This is a genomic window from Azospirillum sp. TSO22-1 (assembly GCF_003116015.1).
Taxonomy (GTDB): Bacteria; Pseudomonadota; Alphaproteobacteria; order Azospirillales; family Azospirillaceae; genus Azospirillum.
This window is the reverse complement of record NZ_LGQZ01000047.1, coordinates 28,832-45,261: the sequence shown is the minus strand read 5'-3', so window position 1 is coordinate 45,261 and position 16,430 is coordinate 28,832. Positions and strand designations below refer to the sequence as shown.

Annotated in this window: 11 protein-coding genes; 3 read left to right on the top strand and 8 right to left on the bottom strand. The window is 71.4% G+C overall.

Annotated features, from left to right (window positions below; genetic code table 11):
• Nucleotides 1-175: 175 nt before the first annotated feature.
• A complete protein-coding gene (locus TSO221_RS13620; protein WP_199229474.1) occupies nucleotides 176-2,266 on the top strand; it encodes a TonB-dependent receptor in 2,091 nt (696 codons plus the stop codon).
• Between the two features lie 11 nt (nucleotides 2,267-2,277).
• Nucleotides 2,278-3,927: a copper resistance protein CopC gene (locus TSO221_RS13615; protein ID WP_109119044.1), complete on the top strand. Its 1,650-nt coding sequence runs from the start codon at nucleotides 2,278-2,280 to the stop codon at nucleotides 3,925-3,927.
• Nucleotides 3,928-3,943: 16 nt separating this feature from the next.
• Here the strand turns inward: TSO221_RS13615 and TSO221_RS13610 are convergent, their stop codons facing one another.
• From TSO221_RS13610 to TSO221_RS13585, 6 genes are all read right to left on the bottom strand, one after another.
• Nucleotides 3,944-5,566: an ABC-F family ATP-binding cassette domain-containing protein gene (locus TSO221_RS13610; protein ID WP_109119043.1), complete on the bottom strand. Its 1,623-nt coding sequence runs from the start codon at nucleotides 5,564-5,566 to the stop codon at nucleotides 3,944-3,946.
• A 108-nt stretch (nucleotides 5,567-5,674) separates the two neighbouring features.
• The gene (fdhD, locus tag TSO221_RS13605) at nucleotides 5,675-6,460 is read right to left on the bottom strand and encodes a formate dehydrogenase accessory sulfurtransferase FdhD (protein ID WP_109119042.1); all 786 of its coding nucleotides are present in this window, start codon (nucleotides 6,458-6,460) and stop codon (nucleotides 5,675-5,677) included.
• A gap of 12 nt (nucleotides 6,461-6,472) precedes the next feature.
• A complete protein-coding gene (gene fdhF / locus TSO221_RS13600) occupies nucleotides 6,473-9,295 on the bottom strand; it encodes a formate dehydrogenase subunit alpha (protein ID WP_109119047.1) in 2,823 nt (940 codons plus the stop codon).
• A 49-nt stretch (nucleotides 9,296-9,344) separates the two neighbouring features.
• Nucleotides 9,345-10,910: an NADH-quinone oxidoreductase subunit NuoF gene (locus tag TSO221_RS13595; RefSeq protein WP_109119041.1), complete on the bottom strand. Its 1,566-nt coding sequence runs from the start codon at nucleotides 10,908-10,910 to the stop codon at nucleotides 9,345-9,347.
• Nucleotides 10,907-11,383, bottom strand: a complete 477-nt coding sequence (locus TSO221_RS13590; protein ID WP_109119040.1) for a formate dehydrogenase subunit gamma — start codon at nucleotides 11,381-11,383, stop codon at nucleotides 10,907-10,909. The genes TSO221_RS13595 and TSO221_RS13590 overlap by 4 nt, the downstream gene beginning before the upstream one ends.
• A gap of 136 nt (nucleotides 11,384-11,519) precedes the next feature.
• A complete protein-coding gene (locus tag TSO221_RS13585) occupies nucleotides 11,520-12,461 on the bottom strand; it encodes a LysR family transcriptional regulator (protein ID WP_348770260.1) in 942 nt (313 codons plus the stop codon).
• 319 nt (nucleotides 12,462-12,780) lie between these two features.
• Between TSO221_RS13585 and TSO221_RS13580 the strand changes: the two genes are divergently transcribed.
• Nucleotides 12,781-14,301 (top strand): FAD/NAD(P)-binding protein, encoded by a 1,521-nt coding sequence (locus tag TSO221_RS13580; RefSeq protein ID WP_109119039.1) that lies wholly within the window; start codon nucleotides 12,781-12,783, stop codon nucleotides 14,299-14,301.
• 2 nt (nucleotides 14,302-14,303) lie between these two features.
• On the opposite strand, the gene TSO221_RS13575 is transcribed toward TSO221_RS13580, so the two are convergent.
• Complete coding sequence (locus tag TSO221_RS13575; RefSeq protein ID WP_109119038.1) at nucleotides 14,304-14,987, bottom strand: hypothetical protein; 684 nt, start codon at nucleotides 14,985-14,987, stop codon at nucleotides 14,304-14,306.
• Nucleotides 14,984-16,378: a selenium-binding protein SBP56-related protein gene (locus TSO221_RS13570; protein ID WP_109119037.1), complete on the bottom strand. Its 1,395-nt coding sequence runs from the start codon at nucleotides 16,376-16,378 to the stop codon at nucleotides 14,984-14,986. The genes TSO221_RS13575 and TSO221_RS13570 overlap by 4 nt, the downstream gene beginning before the upstream one ends.
• Nucleotides 16,379-16,430 lie beyond the last annotated feature (52 nt).

Genomic DNA, 16,430 nt, shown 5'->3' with positions numbered 1-16,430 from the left:
CCATCCCCCGCGTTCACGGCCGGCTGCGCCGCCGCCGCTTGGCCGCCCCGCCGCAACGGGCGCCGCCGCGCCGCCGGCCGCGCGCCCGCGGCCCCCCGCTCTCCCCGGAGCATCCGCACCGTCATCCATCGCGCGATCCGGCCGGCCATGACGCCGGCCCCAGGGGAGACCATACGTGACCCGCTTCCACACCACCGCGACCGGCGCCGCCGCGCTCGCGACGCTTCTGATGATGAGCACCGCGCTGACCCCGGCCGCGGCGCAGACCGCGCCCCCGGTGACGCTCGACACCATGACCATCAACGCCCAGGGCGGCGGCTCGCTGACCGTCCCGGCGCCCGCGCAGGCGCGCGAGGAGCTGAACCGCACGCCCGGTTCGGTCGGCTTCATCGACTCCGAATCCCAGAAGGGCCAAGTCTCCCGCGACCTGCGCGACGTGCTGAAGGACACGCCGGGCGTCTACGCGCAGAGCCGCTACGGCCAGGAGATCCGCCTGTCGGTGCGCGGTTCCGGCCTGTCGCGCGGCTTCCACCTGCGCGGCATCGAGATTCTGCAGGACGGCATCCCGGTCAACCTCGCCGACGGCAGCGGCGACTTCTACCAGATCGACCCGCTGGCGCTGCGCCACACCGAGGTGTTCCGCGGCGGCAACGGGCTGGCCTACGGCTCGTCGACGCTGGGCGGCGCGGTCAACTTCGTGACCCCCACGGCGCACACCGCCATCGCCCCCAACGTGCTGCGGCTGGAAGGCGGGAGCTACGGCACCGTCACCGCCGGCGGGCAGGCGTCGCGCGTGCTCGGCGACGCCGACTTCCTGGTCAGCGGCTCCATCCGCCATTCCGACGGCTACCGCGACCATTCCCAGGGTCAGGGCGAGCTGTTCAACGGCAACGTCGGCTACCGCTTCAACCCGAACGTCGAGACGCGCTTCTACGTCGGCGCCTACGTGGTGGACCAGAAGCTGCCGGGCGCGCTGAGCCTGAGCGACGCGCTGAACCGGCCGCGGATCGCCACCCCGGCGGCGATCGCCGGCGACCAGTCGCGCATGACCTGGACGCAGCGCGTCGCCAACCGCACCACGGTGCACCTCGACGGCGGCCAGCTCGACATCGACAGCTGGGCGATCCACAAGAAGCTGTTCCACCCGATCTTCCAGGTCATCGACCAGGACGGCTGGACCTACGGCGTCGGCCCCCGCTACACGACGAATTTCACCGTCGGGGGGATGCGCGACGAGCTGGTCGTCGGCGCCCGCGCCTTCGCCGGCACCAACAAGGCGCTGCAGTTCGTCAACCTGCACGGCAACCGCGGCGCCCAGACCGCCGACACCCGGCAGGAGGCGCGTAACCTGGAGGCCTACGCCGAGAACCGCCTGTACGTCGTGCCGACGGTGGCGCTGATGACCGGCGCCAAGCTGCTGCGCGACACGCGCGAGTTCACCGACAACCGCAACCCGCGCCGCAACTCCGAGAAGACGTACGAGGGCCTGAACCCCAAGGTCGGCGTGCTGTGGGAGCCGCACCCCGACGTGCAGGTCTTCGCCGACGTGACGCGCAGCCTGGACGTGCCGGACTTCAGCGACCTGACGCAGACCCAGGCCAACGGCAACCCGGCCTTCGTGCCGCTCCAGGCGCAGCGCGCCTGGACCATGGAACTGGGCACCCGCGGCGAGAAGGGCCGCTTCGCCTGGGACGTGACGGCGTACCGCTCGACGCTCAAGGGCGAGATGCTGCAGTTCACCACCAACCCCAGCGTCCCGGCGGCGACCTTCAACGCCGACCGCACCGTGCACCAGGGCATCGAGCTGGGCGTCAAGGTCGAGGTGGCGCGCGACCTCAGCGGCGCCGGGGCGGGCGACAAGTTCACCATCGGCCAGCTGTGGAACTACAGCGACTTCCGGTTCCGCGACGACCGCCAGTACGGCAACAACCGCATCGCCGGCGTGCCGACGAACCTGCTGCGCACCTCGTTCTCCTACACGCGCCCGGACGGCTTCTACGTGACGCCGACGGTGGACTGGGTGCCGACCGGCGCCTGGGCCGATCAGGCGAACACGCTGCGCGTGCCGGGCTACACGCTCCTGGGCGTGCAGGCGGGCGTGGAGCTGAAGAACGGCCTGCTGCTGTTCGTCGATGCGCGCAACCTGACGGATAAGCGCTACGTCAGCGACGTCGGCACCATCACCGACGCGCGCCGCGTCGCCACCCAGGTTTTCTACCCGGGTGACGGCCGCAGCGTGTACGCCGGCGTGCGCGCCGCCTTCTGAGGAGAGCAACCGTGCGGCGTGTGATCCGAGCCTTCCCGACCCTCCTGCTGGGCGCCCTGCTTCTGGTGTGGGCGGCGGGCGCGGCGTGGGCGCACGCCGTCCTGCGCGAGACGGTCCCGCCCGACGGCGCCCGGCTGGACGCGCCGCCGCACGCGGTGGTGCTGCGGTTCAACGAACCGGTCACGCCGATCGCGGTCCAGGTGCTCGACTCCGCGGGGAACGCGGTGCCGGGAACCGGCCCGCTGTCGGCGAGCGACGACACGGTGCGGCTCGCCCTGCCGCACCACCTCGGCGACGGGGCTTACGTGGTCAGCTACCGGATGACCTCGGCCGACGGCCACCCGGTGGTCGGGTCCATCACCTTCGGCGTCGGCGTGGCGCCACAGGCGGAGCGGCCCGCGGCGGGCGGCGACCCCGCGGCGGCGGCGGCGCTGGCGGCGGCGGTCGTGCGCGCCGTCCACTACGCCGCGCTGCTGGCCGGGCTCGGCGGCGGGCTGTTCCTGGTGCTGGTGTCGGGGCCGTGGTCGGCGCTGAACGAACGGCTCAAGCCGGGGCTGTGCCTGCTGCTGCTGACGGCCGGGGTGGCTGCGGTGCTGCTGGTCGGGCTGAGCGGCACCGTGCTGGCCGGACGCCCGCCCACCGCCCTGGCGGACGCCGCCACCTGGACGACGGGCGCGGCGAGCACCGTCGGCCTCAGCGCCGGCCTTGCCCTGCTGGCGCTGTTGACCGCCGCGGCGGGGCTGGCGCTGGAGGCCCGGCACGCCGCGGGCCGCATCCTGCTCATTGGCGGCGCGCTGCTGGGGGCGATGTCGCTAGCCGCCACCGGCCACGCGGCGACGGCGCCGCCGCGCTGGCTGAGTGCGCCTCTGGTGGCCGTGCACGGGCTGATGGCGGCGTACTGGATCGGCGCGCTGTGGCCGCTGGCGGTGGCGCTGCGCACCGAAACGCCGGGGGAGGCAGCGCGGCTGACCCGCCGCTTCTCGCGTCTGGCCGTGGCCGGCGTGGCGGTGCTGGTCGCCGCGGGGGCCGGCCTGTCGCTGCTGCAGATCGGCACGCCCGGCGCCGTCCTCGCCACCGAGTACGGCCGGATCTGGCTGGCCAAGATGACGGTGGTGCTGGGCCTGCTGCTGCTGGCGGCGCGCAACCGGGTCTGGCTGACGCCGGCGCTCGACCATGGCGGCCGCCCGGCGGCGTCCGTGTTGCGGCGCAGCGTCTGGACGGAGGTGGCCTTCGCCGCGCTGCTGCTGCTGCTGACCGCGCTGTTTCCGCTGACGCCGCCGCCCCGGGCGCTCGCCGAGGCTCCCGCCCCGGAAGGCTACGCGACGGCGGTCACCCAGGGCGGACGGATGGCGATGATCGAGGTGACGCCGGCCCGGCCCGGGCGCAACCGGGTGCGGGTGTACCTGCACGGACCCGACGGCCGCCCCATCCCGGTCGGCGAGGCCGCGCTGGAGGCGGAACTGCCGGCGGCCGGCGTGGCACCGCTGCGCCGTGCCTTCGCGCCCGGCGCGCCCGGCGACCTGACGGCCGAGGTGGACCTTCCGATCGCCGGCCGCTGGGCGCTGCGCCTGGACGTGCTGGTCGACTCCTTCGACAAGGCGGTGTTCCGCACCGAGATCCCCATCGGCATCGCGGCGGGGACGACGGACGGTACCCGATGATCCCGAAGGCCGGAGTTCAGTTGCGAATCCCGGGCGCTTCCTGCCCGGTGCTCGCCACGTATTCCGTATAGCCGCCGCCGTACTGATGGATGCCTTCCGGCGTCAGTTCCAGCACTCGGTTGGACAGCGTCGCCAGGAAATGCCGGTCGTGCGACACGAACAGCATGGTGCCCTCGTAGTTGGCCAGCGCGGTGACCAGCATCTGCTTGGTGTCGAGATCGAGATGGTTCGTCGGCTCGTCGAGCACCAGGAGGTTCGGCGGGTTGAACAGCATGGTCGCCATCACCAGCCGGGCCTTTTCCCCGCCGGACAGGACCCGGCACTTCTTTTCCACATCGTCACCGGAGAAGCCGAAGCAGCCGGCCAGCGCCCGGAGCGCTCCCTGGCCCGCCAGCGGGAAGGACGCCTCCAGGGACTCGAACACGGTGCTGTCGCCGTCGAGCAGCTCCATCGCGTGCTGGGAGAAATAGCCCATCTTGACGCTGCCGCCGACGGCGACGGTCCCGGCGTCCGGCTCGGCGGCGCCCGCCACCAGCTTCAGGAGCGTCGACTTGCCCGCGCCGTTGACGCCCATGACGCACCAGCGCTCCTTGCGGCGGATCGTCAGGTCGAATCCCTGGTAGATGCTCCGGCTGCCGTAGCCCTTGTGCACGTTCTTCAGGACCACGACGTCCTCGCCCGAGCGCGGTGCCGGCGGGAAGTCGAACGACACCACCTGACGGCGCTTCGGCGGCTCGAAGCGCTCGATCTTCTCCAGCTTCTTCACCCGGCTCTGCACCTGGCTGGCGTGCGAGGCGCGGGCCTTGAAGCGCTCGATGAACTTCAGCTCCTTTGCCAGCATGGCTTGCTGGCGTTCGAACTGTGCCTGCTGCTGCCGCTCGTTCAGCGCCCGCTGCTGCTCGTAGAAGACGTAATCGCCGGAGTAGCTGTTCAGCGATCCGCCGTCGATCTCGATGATCTTGGTGACGATGCGGTTCATGAACTCGCGGTCGTGCGAGGTCATCAGCAGGGCGCCCTCGTAGCCCTTCAGGAAGCCCTCCAGCCAGATCAGGCTTTCGATGTCCAGGTGGTTGCTCGGCTCGTCGAGGAGCATGGCGTCGGGCCGCATGAGCAGGATGCGGGCGAGCGCCACGCGCATCTTCCAGCCGCCGGACAGGCCCCCCACGTCCATGTCCATCATCTCCTGGCTGAAGCTCAGCCCGGCGAGGACTTCCCGCGCCCGCCCCTCCAGCTCGTAGCCGCCCAGCTCCTCGAAGCGCGCCTGCACTTCGCCGTAGCGCTCGATGATCGCATCCATCTCGTCGGCGCGGTCGGGGTCGGCCATGGCCGCTTCGAGGTCCGCCAGCTCCGCCGCCACGGTGCTGACCGGCCCGGCGCCGTCCATGACTTCCGCGACCGCGCTGCGGCCGGCCATCTCGCCGACGTCCTGATTGAAATAGCCGATCGAAACCTGCTTCTCGACCGCCACCTGCCCCGCGTCCGGCAGCTCCTCGCCCGTGATCATCCGGAACAGCGTCGTCTTGCCGGCGCCGTTGGGACCGACGAGACCGATCTTCTCGCCCCTGTTGAGCGCGGCGGACGCGTCCAGGAAAAGGATCCGGTGGCTGTTCTGCTTGCTGATGCTGTCGAAACGAATCATGGGTGCGGCTGGGTTCCGGTGGCGTGGAGGGGCCCCTTATGCCACAGGATGCACCGCGCGACAGAACCCTGATCGACGTGCCGGCAAAAATGTCATACGCCGGCCGGGTCAGCGGAACAGCATCACCCCGTCGCCCGGCGCGCGCGCGGCGAGGACCATGCCGGCGCTGCGGGCGAGCGTCAGCGCCAGCCCGGTGGGGGCGGACACCGTCGCCAGCAGCGGGATGCCGACCGCCGCCGCCTTCTGCACCAGCTCGAAGCTGCACCGGCTGCTCAGCACGGCGAAGCCGGCGGAGCGGTCGTGCCCGGCCGCGGCCAGCGCGCCGGCCAGCTTGTCCAGCGCGTTGTGCCGGCCGACGTCCTCGCGCGCCAGCAGGATGCGGCCCGACGGATCGCACCACGCCGCCGCGTGCAGCGAGCGGTTGGCGCGGTTCATCGGCTGGTGCTCGGGCAGGCGGGCGAAGGCGGCGGCCACCGCGCCGGCGTCCGGCGCGAAGGACGCCGTCACCGGGCGCGGCGGCCGCAGCACGTTGGCGAGGCTGTCCACCCCGCACAGCCCGCAGCCGCTGCGCCCCTCCATGGAGCGCTGGCGCAGCGAGCCCTTCAGCAGCTTCAGCGGGTCGCACGCGATGGACAGCACGATGCCGTCCGCCGCGTGCCGCACGCGGATCTCGTCCACGTCGTCCCCCGAGGCCAGGATCCCCTCGCACAGGCTGAAGCCCAGCGCGAAGTCCTCCAGGTCGGCCGGGGTCGCCATCATCACCGCGTGGGCGCGGCGGTTGTACTCGAAGGCGACCGGCACCTCCTCCGCCACCAGCCAGACGACGTCGGACTGGTTGGCGGCGACGGGGAAGCGGGTGCCTTCGGCGGGGCGCGAGTGGGCGAGCGGCTGCATGGCGTGGCCCTCCTATTCCGCTGCGACCGTCTCGATGACCGGAGCGTGCTTGCGCTCCCAGTCCGAGGGCTGGTTGCTGCGGGTCACCTGGACGGCGGTCACCTTGTACTCCGGGCATTGGGTGGCCCAATCGGAGTTCTCGGTGGTCACCACGTTGGCCCCCGTGACCGGGTGGTGGAAGGTGGTGTAGACCACTCCCTGCGGCATCCGGTCGGAGATGCGCGCCCGCAGCGTGGTGGCGCCGATGCGGCTGGCCAGCGAGACGAGGTCGCCGTCGCGGATGCCGCGCTGCTCGGCGTCGTGCGCGTGGACCTCCAGGATGTCCTCCGGGTGCCACGCCACGTTGGCGGTGCGGCGCGTCTGGGCGCCGACGTTGTAGTGGCTGAGGATGCGCCCCGTCGTCAGGATCAGCGGGTAGAAGCGCGAGGCCTGCTCCGGCGTCGGCACGTACTCGGTCACCACGAACTGGCCGAGGCCGCGCATGAAGCGCTCGGTGTGCATGATCGGCGTGCCCTCCGGCGCCTCGTCGTTGCACGGCCACTGCACGCTGCCCAACCGGTCGAGCGTGGCGAAGCTGACGCCGCGGAAGGTCGGCGTCACCGCCGCGATCTCGTCCATGATCTGCGAGGCGTCGTCGTAGTGCATGGGGTAGCCCATGGCGGTCGCCAGCTCGCAGGGGATCTGCCACTCGTGCTTGCCGGTCTTCGACGGCATGGCCGGGCGGACGCGGTTGATGCGGCGCTCGGCGTTGGTGAAGGTGCCGTCCTTCTCCAGGAACGAGGTGCCGGGCAGGAAGACGTGGGCGAAGGCCGCGGTCTCGTTCAGGAACAGGTCCTGCACGACGACGATCTCCATGGCCTCCAGCGCGGCGTGGACGTGCTGGGTGTTCGGGTCGGACTGCGCGATGTCCTCGCCCTGGACGAACAGGCCCTTGAAGCTGCCGTGCACCGCCTCGTCGAACATGTTGGGGATGCGCAGGCCGGGGACGGCATCGAGCGTGGCGTTCCACACCGTCTCGAACTGCCGGCGCACCGCCTCGTCGGCGACGTCGCGGTAGCCGGAGAACTCGTGCGGGAAGGAGCCCATGTCGCACGAGCCCTGCACGTTGTTCTGCCCACGCAGCGGGTTCACGCCGACGCCGGGCCTTCCGATGTTGCCGGTCGCCATGGCGAGGTTGGCCATCGCCATGACGCTGGTCGAGCCCTGGCTGTGCTCGGTGACGCCCAGGCCGTAGTAGATCGCCGCGTTGCCGCCGGTGGCGTAGAGGCGCGCCACCGCGCGCAGCTCCTCGGCCGGGACGCGGGTCTGCTCGGCCACCGCCTCGGGGCTGTTGCGCGGCTCGGCGACGAAGGCCGCCCATTGCGCGAAATCGGCCGGGTCGCAGCGTTCGGCGACGAAGGCGTGGTCGACCAGATCCTCGGTGACGATGACGTGCGCCAGCGCGTTCAGCACCGCCACGTTGGTGCCGGGCCGGAGCTGGAGGTGGTGCGCCGCCTCGACGTGCGGGCTGCGCACCAGATCGATGCGGCGCGGATCGACGACGATCAGCTTCGCCCCCTTGCGGATGCGCTGCTTCATGCGCGAGCCGAACACCGGGTGGCCGTCGGTCGGGTTGGCGCCGATCACCAGGATGACGTCGGCCTGATCGACGCTCTTGAAGTCCTGCGTGCCGGCCGAGGTGCCGAACGCCTGCTTCAGGCCGTAGCCGGTCGGCGAGTGGCAGACGCGGGCGCAGGTGTCGACGTTGTTGTTGCCGAACGCGGCGCGGATCATCTTCTGCACCACGTAGACCTCCTCGTTGGTGGTGCGCGAGGAGGTGATGCCGCCGATGGAACCGCGGCCGTGCTTTTCCTGCACCGCCTTCAGACGCTTGGCGGCGTAGGATATGGCCTCGTCCCACGACACCACCCGCCACGGGTCGGCCGTGGTCTCGCGGATCATCGGCTGGGTGCGGCGGTCCTTGTGGGTGGCGTAGCCCCAGGCGAAGCGGCCCTTGACGCAGGAATGCCCCTCGTTGGCGCCGCCGTCCTTCCACGGCACCATGCGCACCACCGTCGTCCCCTTCATCTCCGCCTTGAAGGAGCAGCCCACGCCGCAATAGGCGCAGGTGGTGACGACGCTGTGCTCCGGCTGGCCGAGCTGGATCACCGACTTCTCGGTCAGCGTCGCCGTCGGGCAGGCCTGCACGCACGCGCCGCACGACACGCACTCGGAGTCCATGAAGGTCTCCAGCGCGCCCGGCGACACCTTGGAATCGAAGCCGCGGCCGTCGATGGTCAGCGCGAGCGTCCCCTGCACCTCGTCGCAGGCGCGCACGCAGCGCGAGCAGACGATGCACTTGGCGGGATCGAAGGTGAAGTACGGGTTGCTCTCGTCCTTCGCCGCGGCGCGGTGGTTCTCGCCCTCGTAGCCGTAGCGCACCTCGCGCAGGCCGACCGCGCCGGCCATGTCCTGCAGCTCGCAGTCGCCGTTGGCGGCGCAGGTCAGGCAGTCCAGCGGGTGGTCGGAGATGTACAGCTCCATCACGCCGCGGCGCAGCCGGGCCAGCCGGTCGGTCTGCGTCCACACGGCCATGCCGGGGGCGACCGGCGTGGTGCAGGAGGCCGGCGTGCCGCGCCGTCCCTCGATCTCCACCGCGCACAGCCGGCAGGAGCCGAAGGCCTCCAGATGGTCGGTGGCACACAGCTTCGGCACGGAGATCCCGGCCTCGGTCGCGGCGCGCATCACCGAGGTGCCCTCCGGCACGGTCACGCTGCGCCCGTCGATGGTGAGCGTCACCTGCGTTGCGGACTCACGCGCCGGGGTGCCGTAGTCGATGTCCTTCATGGGGATGATCCTTGTTCTTATCCATCCCTCCCCCTGCTCGGCAGGGGGAGGGATGAATTCACTCGGCCGCAACGGCGGCGGGCGTGCGGAGGAAATCTTCGGGGAAGTGCTTGAGCGCGCTGCGCACCGGGATCGGCGTCATGCCGCCCATGGCGCACAGCGAGCCGTCCAGCATCACCTCGCAGAGGTCCTGGAGCAGGGTGAGGTTCGCCTCGACGCTCTCGCCGGCGAGCACCTTGTCCATCACCTCGACGCCGCGGACCGAGCCGACGCGGCAGGGCGTGCACTTGCCGCAGGATTCGGCGGCGCAGAACTCCATGGCGAAGCGCGCCTGCTTCGCCATGTCGACGCTGTCGTCGAACACCACGATGCCGCCGTGGCCGACCATCGCCTCCTGCGCGGCGAAGGCCTCGTAGTCCTTCGGCAGGTCGAACAGCGACGGCGGCAGGTAGGCGCCGAGCGGACCGCCGGCCTGCACCGCGCGGATCGGCCGGCCAGTCCGGGTGCCGCCGCCGAAGTCGTAGAGCAGTTCGTGCAGCGTGATGCCGAACGCCTTCTCGACGATGCCGCCGTGACGAATGTTGCCGGCGAGCTGGAAGGCCAGCGTGCCGCGCGAGCGCCCGACGCCGAAGTCGCGGTAGTAGGCCGCGCCTCTGTCGAGGATCACCGGCACCGAGGTCAGCGACAGCACGTTGTTGACCACGGTGGGCTTGCCGAACAGGCCCTCCAGCGCCGGCAGCGGCGGCTTGGCGCGGACCATGCCGCGCTTGCCCTCCAGGCTCTCCAGCATGGAGGTCTCCTCGCCGCAGATGTAGGCGCCGGCACCGACGCGGACCTCCAGGTGGAAGCTGTGCGCGGTGCCGTGGATGTCCTCGCCCAGCCAGCGCTCGTCGTAGGCCAGCCGGATCGCCTCGCGCATGGTGGCGATGGCGTGCGGGTATTCGGAGCGGATGTAGATGTAGCCGTGCTCCGCCCCCACCGCCAAACCGGCGATGGTCATGCCCTCGATCAGCAGGAAGGGGTCGCCCTCCATGATCATGCGGTCGGCGAAGGTGCCGCTGTCGCCCTCATCGGCGTTGCAGCACACGAACTTCTCATCGGCCCTGGCGGTCTGCACCGTCTTCCACTTGATGCCGGTCGGGAAGCCTGCGCCGCCGCGGCCGCGCAGGCCGGACTCGGTCACCTCGGCGACGATCTCGTCCGCTGTCATGGCGAGCGCCCGCTCCAGCCCGCGGAAGCCGCCATGGGCGCGGTAGTCCTCCACCGACAGCGGGTCGATGATGCCGCAGCGGGCGAAGGTCAGCCGCTCCTGCTTCGCAAAGTATGGGATTTCCTCGGTCAGGCCGTGGCCCAGCGGGTGCTCGGCCCCGGCCAGGAAGCCGGCGTCGAACAGCGCCGGCACGTCCTCGGGCGTCACCGGGCCGTAGGCGACGCGGCCGGTATCGGTTGCCGCCTCGACCAGCGGCTCCAGCCACAGCATGCCGCGCGAGCCGTTGCGGACGATGCGCACGGGGATGCCGCGGCGGACCGCCTCGGCGCGGATGGCGGCGGCCACGGCGTCGGCGCCGACCGACAGCGCCGCGGCGTCGCGCGGCACGTAGACGGTGTGCATCGGCTCGCTCATCGTCCGGCCTCCGCGCCCACGATGGCGTCGAAGCGGCGGGGATCGACGCGGCCGTGCAGCGTCTCGTCCACCATCACCGCCGGGGCCAGGGCGCAGTTGCCGAGGCAAAACACGGACTCCAGCGTGAAGCTGCCGTCGGCGGTGGTCTCGCCGAGATCGACCTTCAGGCGGCGGCGGGCGTGCTCGACCAGCCCATCGGAGTCCATCGACTGGCAGGCCTCGGCCCGGCAGACCTTGATGGTGTGGCGGCCCGGCCGGGTGCGGCGGAACTCGTGGTAGAAGGAGACCACGCCATGCACCTCGGCGCGCGACAGGTTGAGTTCGCCGGCGAGCAGCGGCACCGCCTCCTCGTCGATGCAGCCGAACTCCTCCTGCAGGGCGTGCAGGATCGGCAGCAGGTTACCGCGCAGGTGCCGGTGGGCGTCGATGATGGATGCGGCGCGCTCGGCGCTCCAGGGTGATCGAGCGTTCACGGTTCCTCCCCACGGCCGCCTCGGCGACCGGTCTTCTTCGGATGACTGCCCGTTTGCTTGCGGGGTCTACAGTCAGGATGGCCGACGCTGGGGAGGGCGGGCAAATTTCATTTTCTGATCGGGTGATAGCCTTCCGCTATCGCCGCAGCCAGGGGGCCAGCGCCTCCGCCGTGGTGGTGCGGATGCGCGCGGCCAGCGAGTCCTCCGCCGCCACCGCGGCCAGCGCGGCGGCGAGCGGGGCGGGGGGTTCGCGGTCGGCGTAGGCGAGGCCGACGGCGTAGGTCAGGTCCGGCTCGGTCAGCGGCAGCGCCACGAGGTCGGGGTGCGGCGTCACCACGGTCAGCAGCTGGCCCGGCACCACGGCGGCGCACGGGCCGCTGCGCACCACCATGTAGAGCGTGGCGACCGAGTTGGTCTCCATCAGCGGCGTCACGCTGCGGTCGGCCATGCGGAAGGCGGCGTTGGCGATGCGGCGGTTCTGCATGTCGGGGGTGAGCAGGCACAGCGGCAGCTCCGCCGCCGCCGCCCAGGGGATCGACGTGGCGCCCTCCGACACCTGCTCCCGGCGCGCCAGCAGGAAGTAGCGCTCGGAATACAGCGGCACCGTGCGCACGTTGGCGAGCGGCTCGTTGTCCAGGTAGGTCACCGCGGCGTCCAGCTCGAAGGTGTCGAGGTCGCGCTGGATCTCCCGCGAGCTGAGCGAGGCGATGGAGGAGCGGATCTGCGGGTAGCGCTCGGCGAAGCGCGCCAGCACGTGCGGCACCGCCGGCAGCGCCGTCGGGATGGCGCCGATGCGCAGGTGGCCGGACAGCCCCTGGCTGAGCGCCGCCAGCTCCTGGTGCAGGCCGTCGCGCTCGGCGATGATGCGGCGGGCGTACTCCAGCACCTTCAGTCCTTCCGGCGTGAAGCCGGCGAACTTCTGCCCGCGCTCGACGATGGGGACGCGCAGCTCCTCTTCGAGCTGGCGGATGGCGTTGGACAGCGTGGGCTGCGAGACATGGCAGGTCTCGGCCGCCCGGCCGAAGTGCCCCTCGCGCGCCAGCGCCAGCAGGTAGACGAAGCGGCGGAACATCGACATGCGCTTACCGCGCCGCCGGAATCAGACTGCGGCCGGGCGGCGCCCGGTAAGCCGTGGGCGGCATAGGCGTTTCCATCCCATCGTTATGACCGAATCATCATAGCGGAAAGGCCGTAGCCCTGCACGCCCGTTCCCAAGCCCGGCTTTCCGGAAGCCCACCGTCCGGCCAATGTACCATAGGCTAGGTGGCCGGGCGTGTCGCATCCTGTATAATTCCCGAAAGAATAACGCGTAAGGACTGTTGAACATCACGGCTTTTCTTCTGTTTGACGCGAGTTATGCGGCGCGTCCCGCCGCCCAGGGGAGGAGACGACAGCCAATGCCGATACCCCACATGCCCGCGCGCCGGATCGCCATCGTCGGCGCCGGCTTCACGGGCAGCATGCTCGCCGCGCACCTGCTGCGCTGCGCCGACACCCCGACCAGCATCACTCTGATCGAGCGCGCGCCGACCCCCGGCGTCGGCCTCGCCTACTCGACGCCGAGCAGCGCCCACCTGCTCAACGTCCGCGCCTACAACATGAGCGCGTTTCCCGACGATCCAAAGCACTTCCTGCGCTGGCTGTGGGCGCACGACGAGGACAGCACGGTGCCGCCGAGCGGCCACGCCTTCGTCTCGCGCGCCGTCTACGGCGCCTACGTCCGCGACGTGCTGGCCCAGGCGGAGGCCGCCGCGCCGCCGCACGTGACGCTGCGCATCCTGCAGGGCGAGGCGGTGCGGGTCGCCGAGGGCGGCGACGGCGTGCGGCTGCGCCTGTCCAACGGCATGGCGGTGGCGGCGGACGCGCTGGCGCTGTGCGTCGGCCACTTCCCGCCGGCCCCGCCGGCGGTTGCGGCGGAGGGCGTGGCCGACTCCCCCCGGTTCATCGGCGATCCCTGGGACCACGCGGCGGTCGCCGCCATCGACCCGGAGGCGACGGTGCTGGTGCTGGGCACCGGGCTGACCATGGTGGACACGGTGCTGACGCTGGAGAACCAGGGGCACCGCGGGCGCATCGTCGCGGTGTCGCGGCGCGGGCTGCTGCCGCACCGGCACGAGGAGACGCGGCCCTTCAAGTCCTTCCTGTGCCCCGACGTGATGCCGCGCACCGTGCTGGACGTGCTGATCGCGCTGAAGGCCGACGTTCGCCGCGCGGCGGCCGAGGGGCTGGACTGGCGCTCGGCGTTCGACGCGCTGCGGCCGTACCACCACCGCATCTGGCAGTTCCTGCCGCCGGAGGAGCGCCGCCGCTTCCTGCGCCACGCCCGCCCGTTCTGGGAGATCCACCGCCACCGCGTCGCGCCGGAGGTCGCTTGGCGCATCGACGCCGCGCGGCGCAAGGGGCGGTTGGAGGTACGGGCCGGGCGGCTGCGCGCGCTCGACCTGACCGACGACGGCATCGAGGCGTTGGTCGAGGCGCCGCCGTCCCGGCTGCGCGGGCTGACGGTGGCGCCCGAGGAGATCGTCGCCGTGCAGGGCCGCGGTCTGGCGTGGCGGGTGCGGGCGGGGGCGGTGATCAACGCCGCCGGCCCGGCCTGCGACTACTCCCGCGTCCGCCATCCCCTGGTGCGCTCGCTGCTCGACCAGGGGCTGGCGCGGCCGGACGCGCTGCGGCTCGGCCTCGACGTGACCGAGGACGGGGCGGTCATCGACGCGCGGGGATCGGCGTCGGAGCGGCTGTTCGCCTTCGGGCCGGTCGCCAAGGCGCCGTTCTGGGAGATGACCGCGGTGCCGGAACTGCGCTCGCAGTGCGCGCGGGCGGCGCAACGGCTGGCGCAGGCGCCGCTTCCGACTCGATCGCTCACAGCACCCGGCAGGCCTCGTCGAAGCCCAGGCGCGGGTTCCGCCCGGGTGGGGTGACGTCAGGCGGCGGCGGTTGACCTCAGCACGAGGAGCGCCACACCCGTGCCGATCAGCGCCGCCGCCCACACCATGTCGAAATTCACCCAACCGCGGCGCAGGATGCCGAGTCCGACGGTCTCGAAGACGATCAGGCCCACCACGGCGATCATCGACAGCATGGCCGCCATATGCACCAGGACCACGGCCAAGCCGGCGCCCGCCGAGCCCAAGAGGGCGACCGTACCCGTCATCTCGGCGCCCGGGCCGCACAGCGACAGCGCCATCATCTGCGCCGGAGCCAGCATGCCCAGCAGCAGCGGCAGGAGCATCAGCCCGGCGCCGTGGGCCGACGCCATCAGGAAGGACCACAACGCCAGCCCGGCAAAGCCGGTGCGCATGCCGACCCGCGCCCGGTGACGGTACCCCCGCACCAGCCGATAGGCGCCGAAGCCGATCAGGACGGCGACCAGGACCGGCTCCAGGTGGTCCGGTGCGACCACCGCGTGGACCGCCGCGAAGCCGACCACCACCACCAGGACCGACAGCGCATGGCCCAGGGCGATCGGCGGCAGCGCCGCGACCACGGCCCCGCGCCGCCCTTCCTGCAGGCCGAGGGCCACGGCGAAGAGCCAGCCCATGGCCGGGTTGACCCCGTGGAAGGCGCCCAGTCCGATCAGCGCCAGCCACTGCCAGGGATCGCTCATGGATAGCAGTAGGAATCCGAGGACGCGTCGCCGCCTTCCAGCCGGATCTGGTGCCCGCGGAACCCGTCGTCGAAGCGCAGGAAGAACCGCTCGTCGATGCTCAGGCCGCCATCCGGGGCGGCGTCCAGCTTCACCATCCAGCTCTTGATGCCCTCGGGATAGAACTGCTCGTCCCAGCTCCGGTACAGCGAGTTGGTGAAGTAGACCCGCTTGCCGTCGCGGCTGACCTCGACCATCTGCGGGCCGCCGTTGAGGGCGCCCTGGTGTCCCGGATGCGGGCTGCGCCCGACGATCCCGCCCAGGCGGACCGAGGCGGTCAGCTTCGGCTGGAACGGGTCGGACACGTCGTAGCGCCGCATCTCGCCGGTGCCCCAGCACGCGACGTAGAGCCAGCGGTCGTCGAGCGACAGGTCGATGTCCGTGACCAGCGGCGGCACCGCCTTGAAGCCCTTGAGCATGGGGGGAAGCTGGTCCGGGTCCGCCGGTTCCGCCGGGATGTCGATGATCTTCCGCATCGCCCATCCACCGTCCCGCCGGTGCCACAGCCAGATCGACGAGGACAGGTCCGTCAGGTTGACCACCGCGTTCATGAAGCCGTGCGCCTTGGTCGGGTCGTGGGCCGGCCGCAGTTCCAGGGCGAGCTGGTATTCCGGGCCGAGGTCGATGGTCTGCTGGTGCCGGCGCTTGCGCAGATCCCAGAAGTGGACGCAATGGCCGTATTTGGCGCCGAGCAGGAGGTCCGGGTCGAGCCCGCCCTCGATCATGTCGGGCGTTCCCCATTCGCTGGTGATCATGGTGTCCTGGCCGAGGTGCCACCAGACGTCGTAGGCGAGGAACTGCGGCCCGCGGTCGATCTCCCATTGGCCGAGCACGTCGAAGCTGTCGTGATCCATCAGGAACACGCCGCCCGGCCCGCCGCCCGCGCCGTTGCCGAGCGCGCTGACGTAGATGCCCTCGGGCCCGCAATGCAGCGTGTGGGGCCGGGAATAGTTGGCGCGCGCGGCCAGCTCCTCCGGCTCGATCACCTTGACGATCTTGGGCTGAGTCGGGTCGGCCTTGGTGTCCAGGATGTGGATGCGCGAGGAGCGCAGCCCGGGCACGATGAGATAGCGCCGCTCGACGTGCGGATGCGGAGCGTACGGGCACAGGGCCGAGCTGCAGGCGTTCCAGCCGAAATGGTGCAGCTCGTCCCCGGCCTTGGGCATGTCGACGCGGCCGACGAGCCGGCCGTACCGCGACGAGCCGGGATCGACGTCGACGACGCCGAGGGCGTCCGGGCGTGCGGCGGTGTCCACGTTCAGCATCGCCACATAGGCCAGCCGCTCCGGGGGAGCCTGCATCGCCATGCGCGGGGACGGATAGAAGCTGGGGTCGGGGGTCCAGGTTGCCATGGAAGATCCTCCCGGGACGACGGGCGTCGGTCCGCGGAGGATAGCGCAGCGT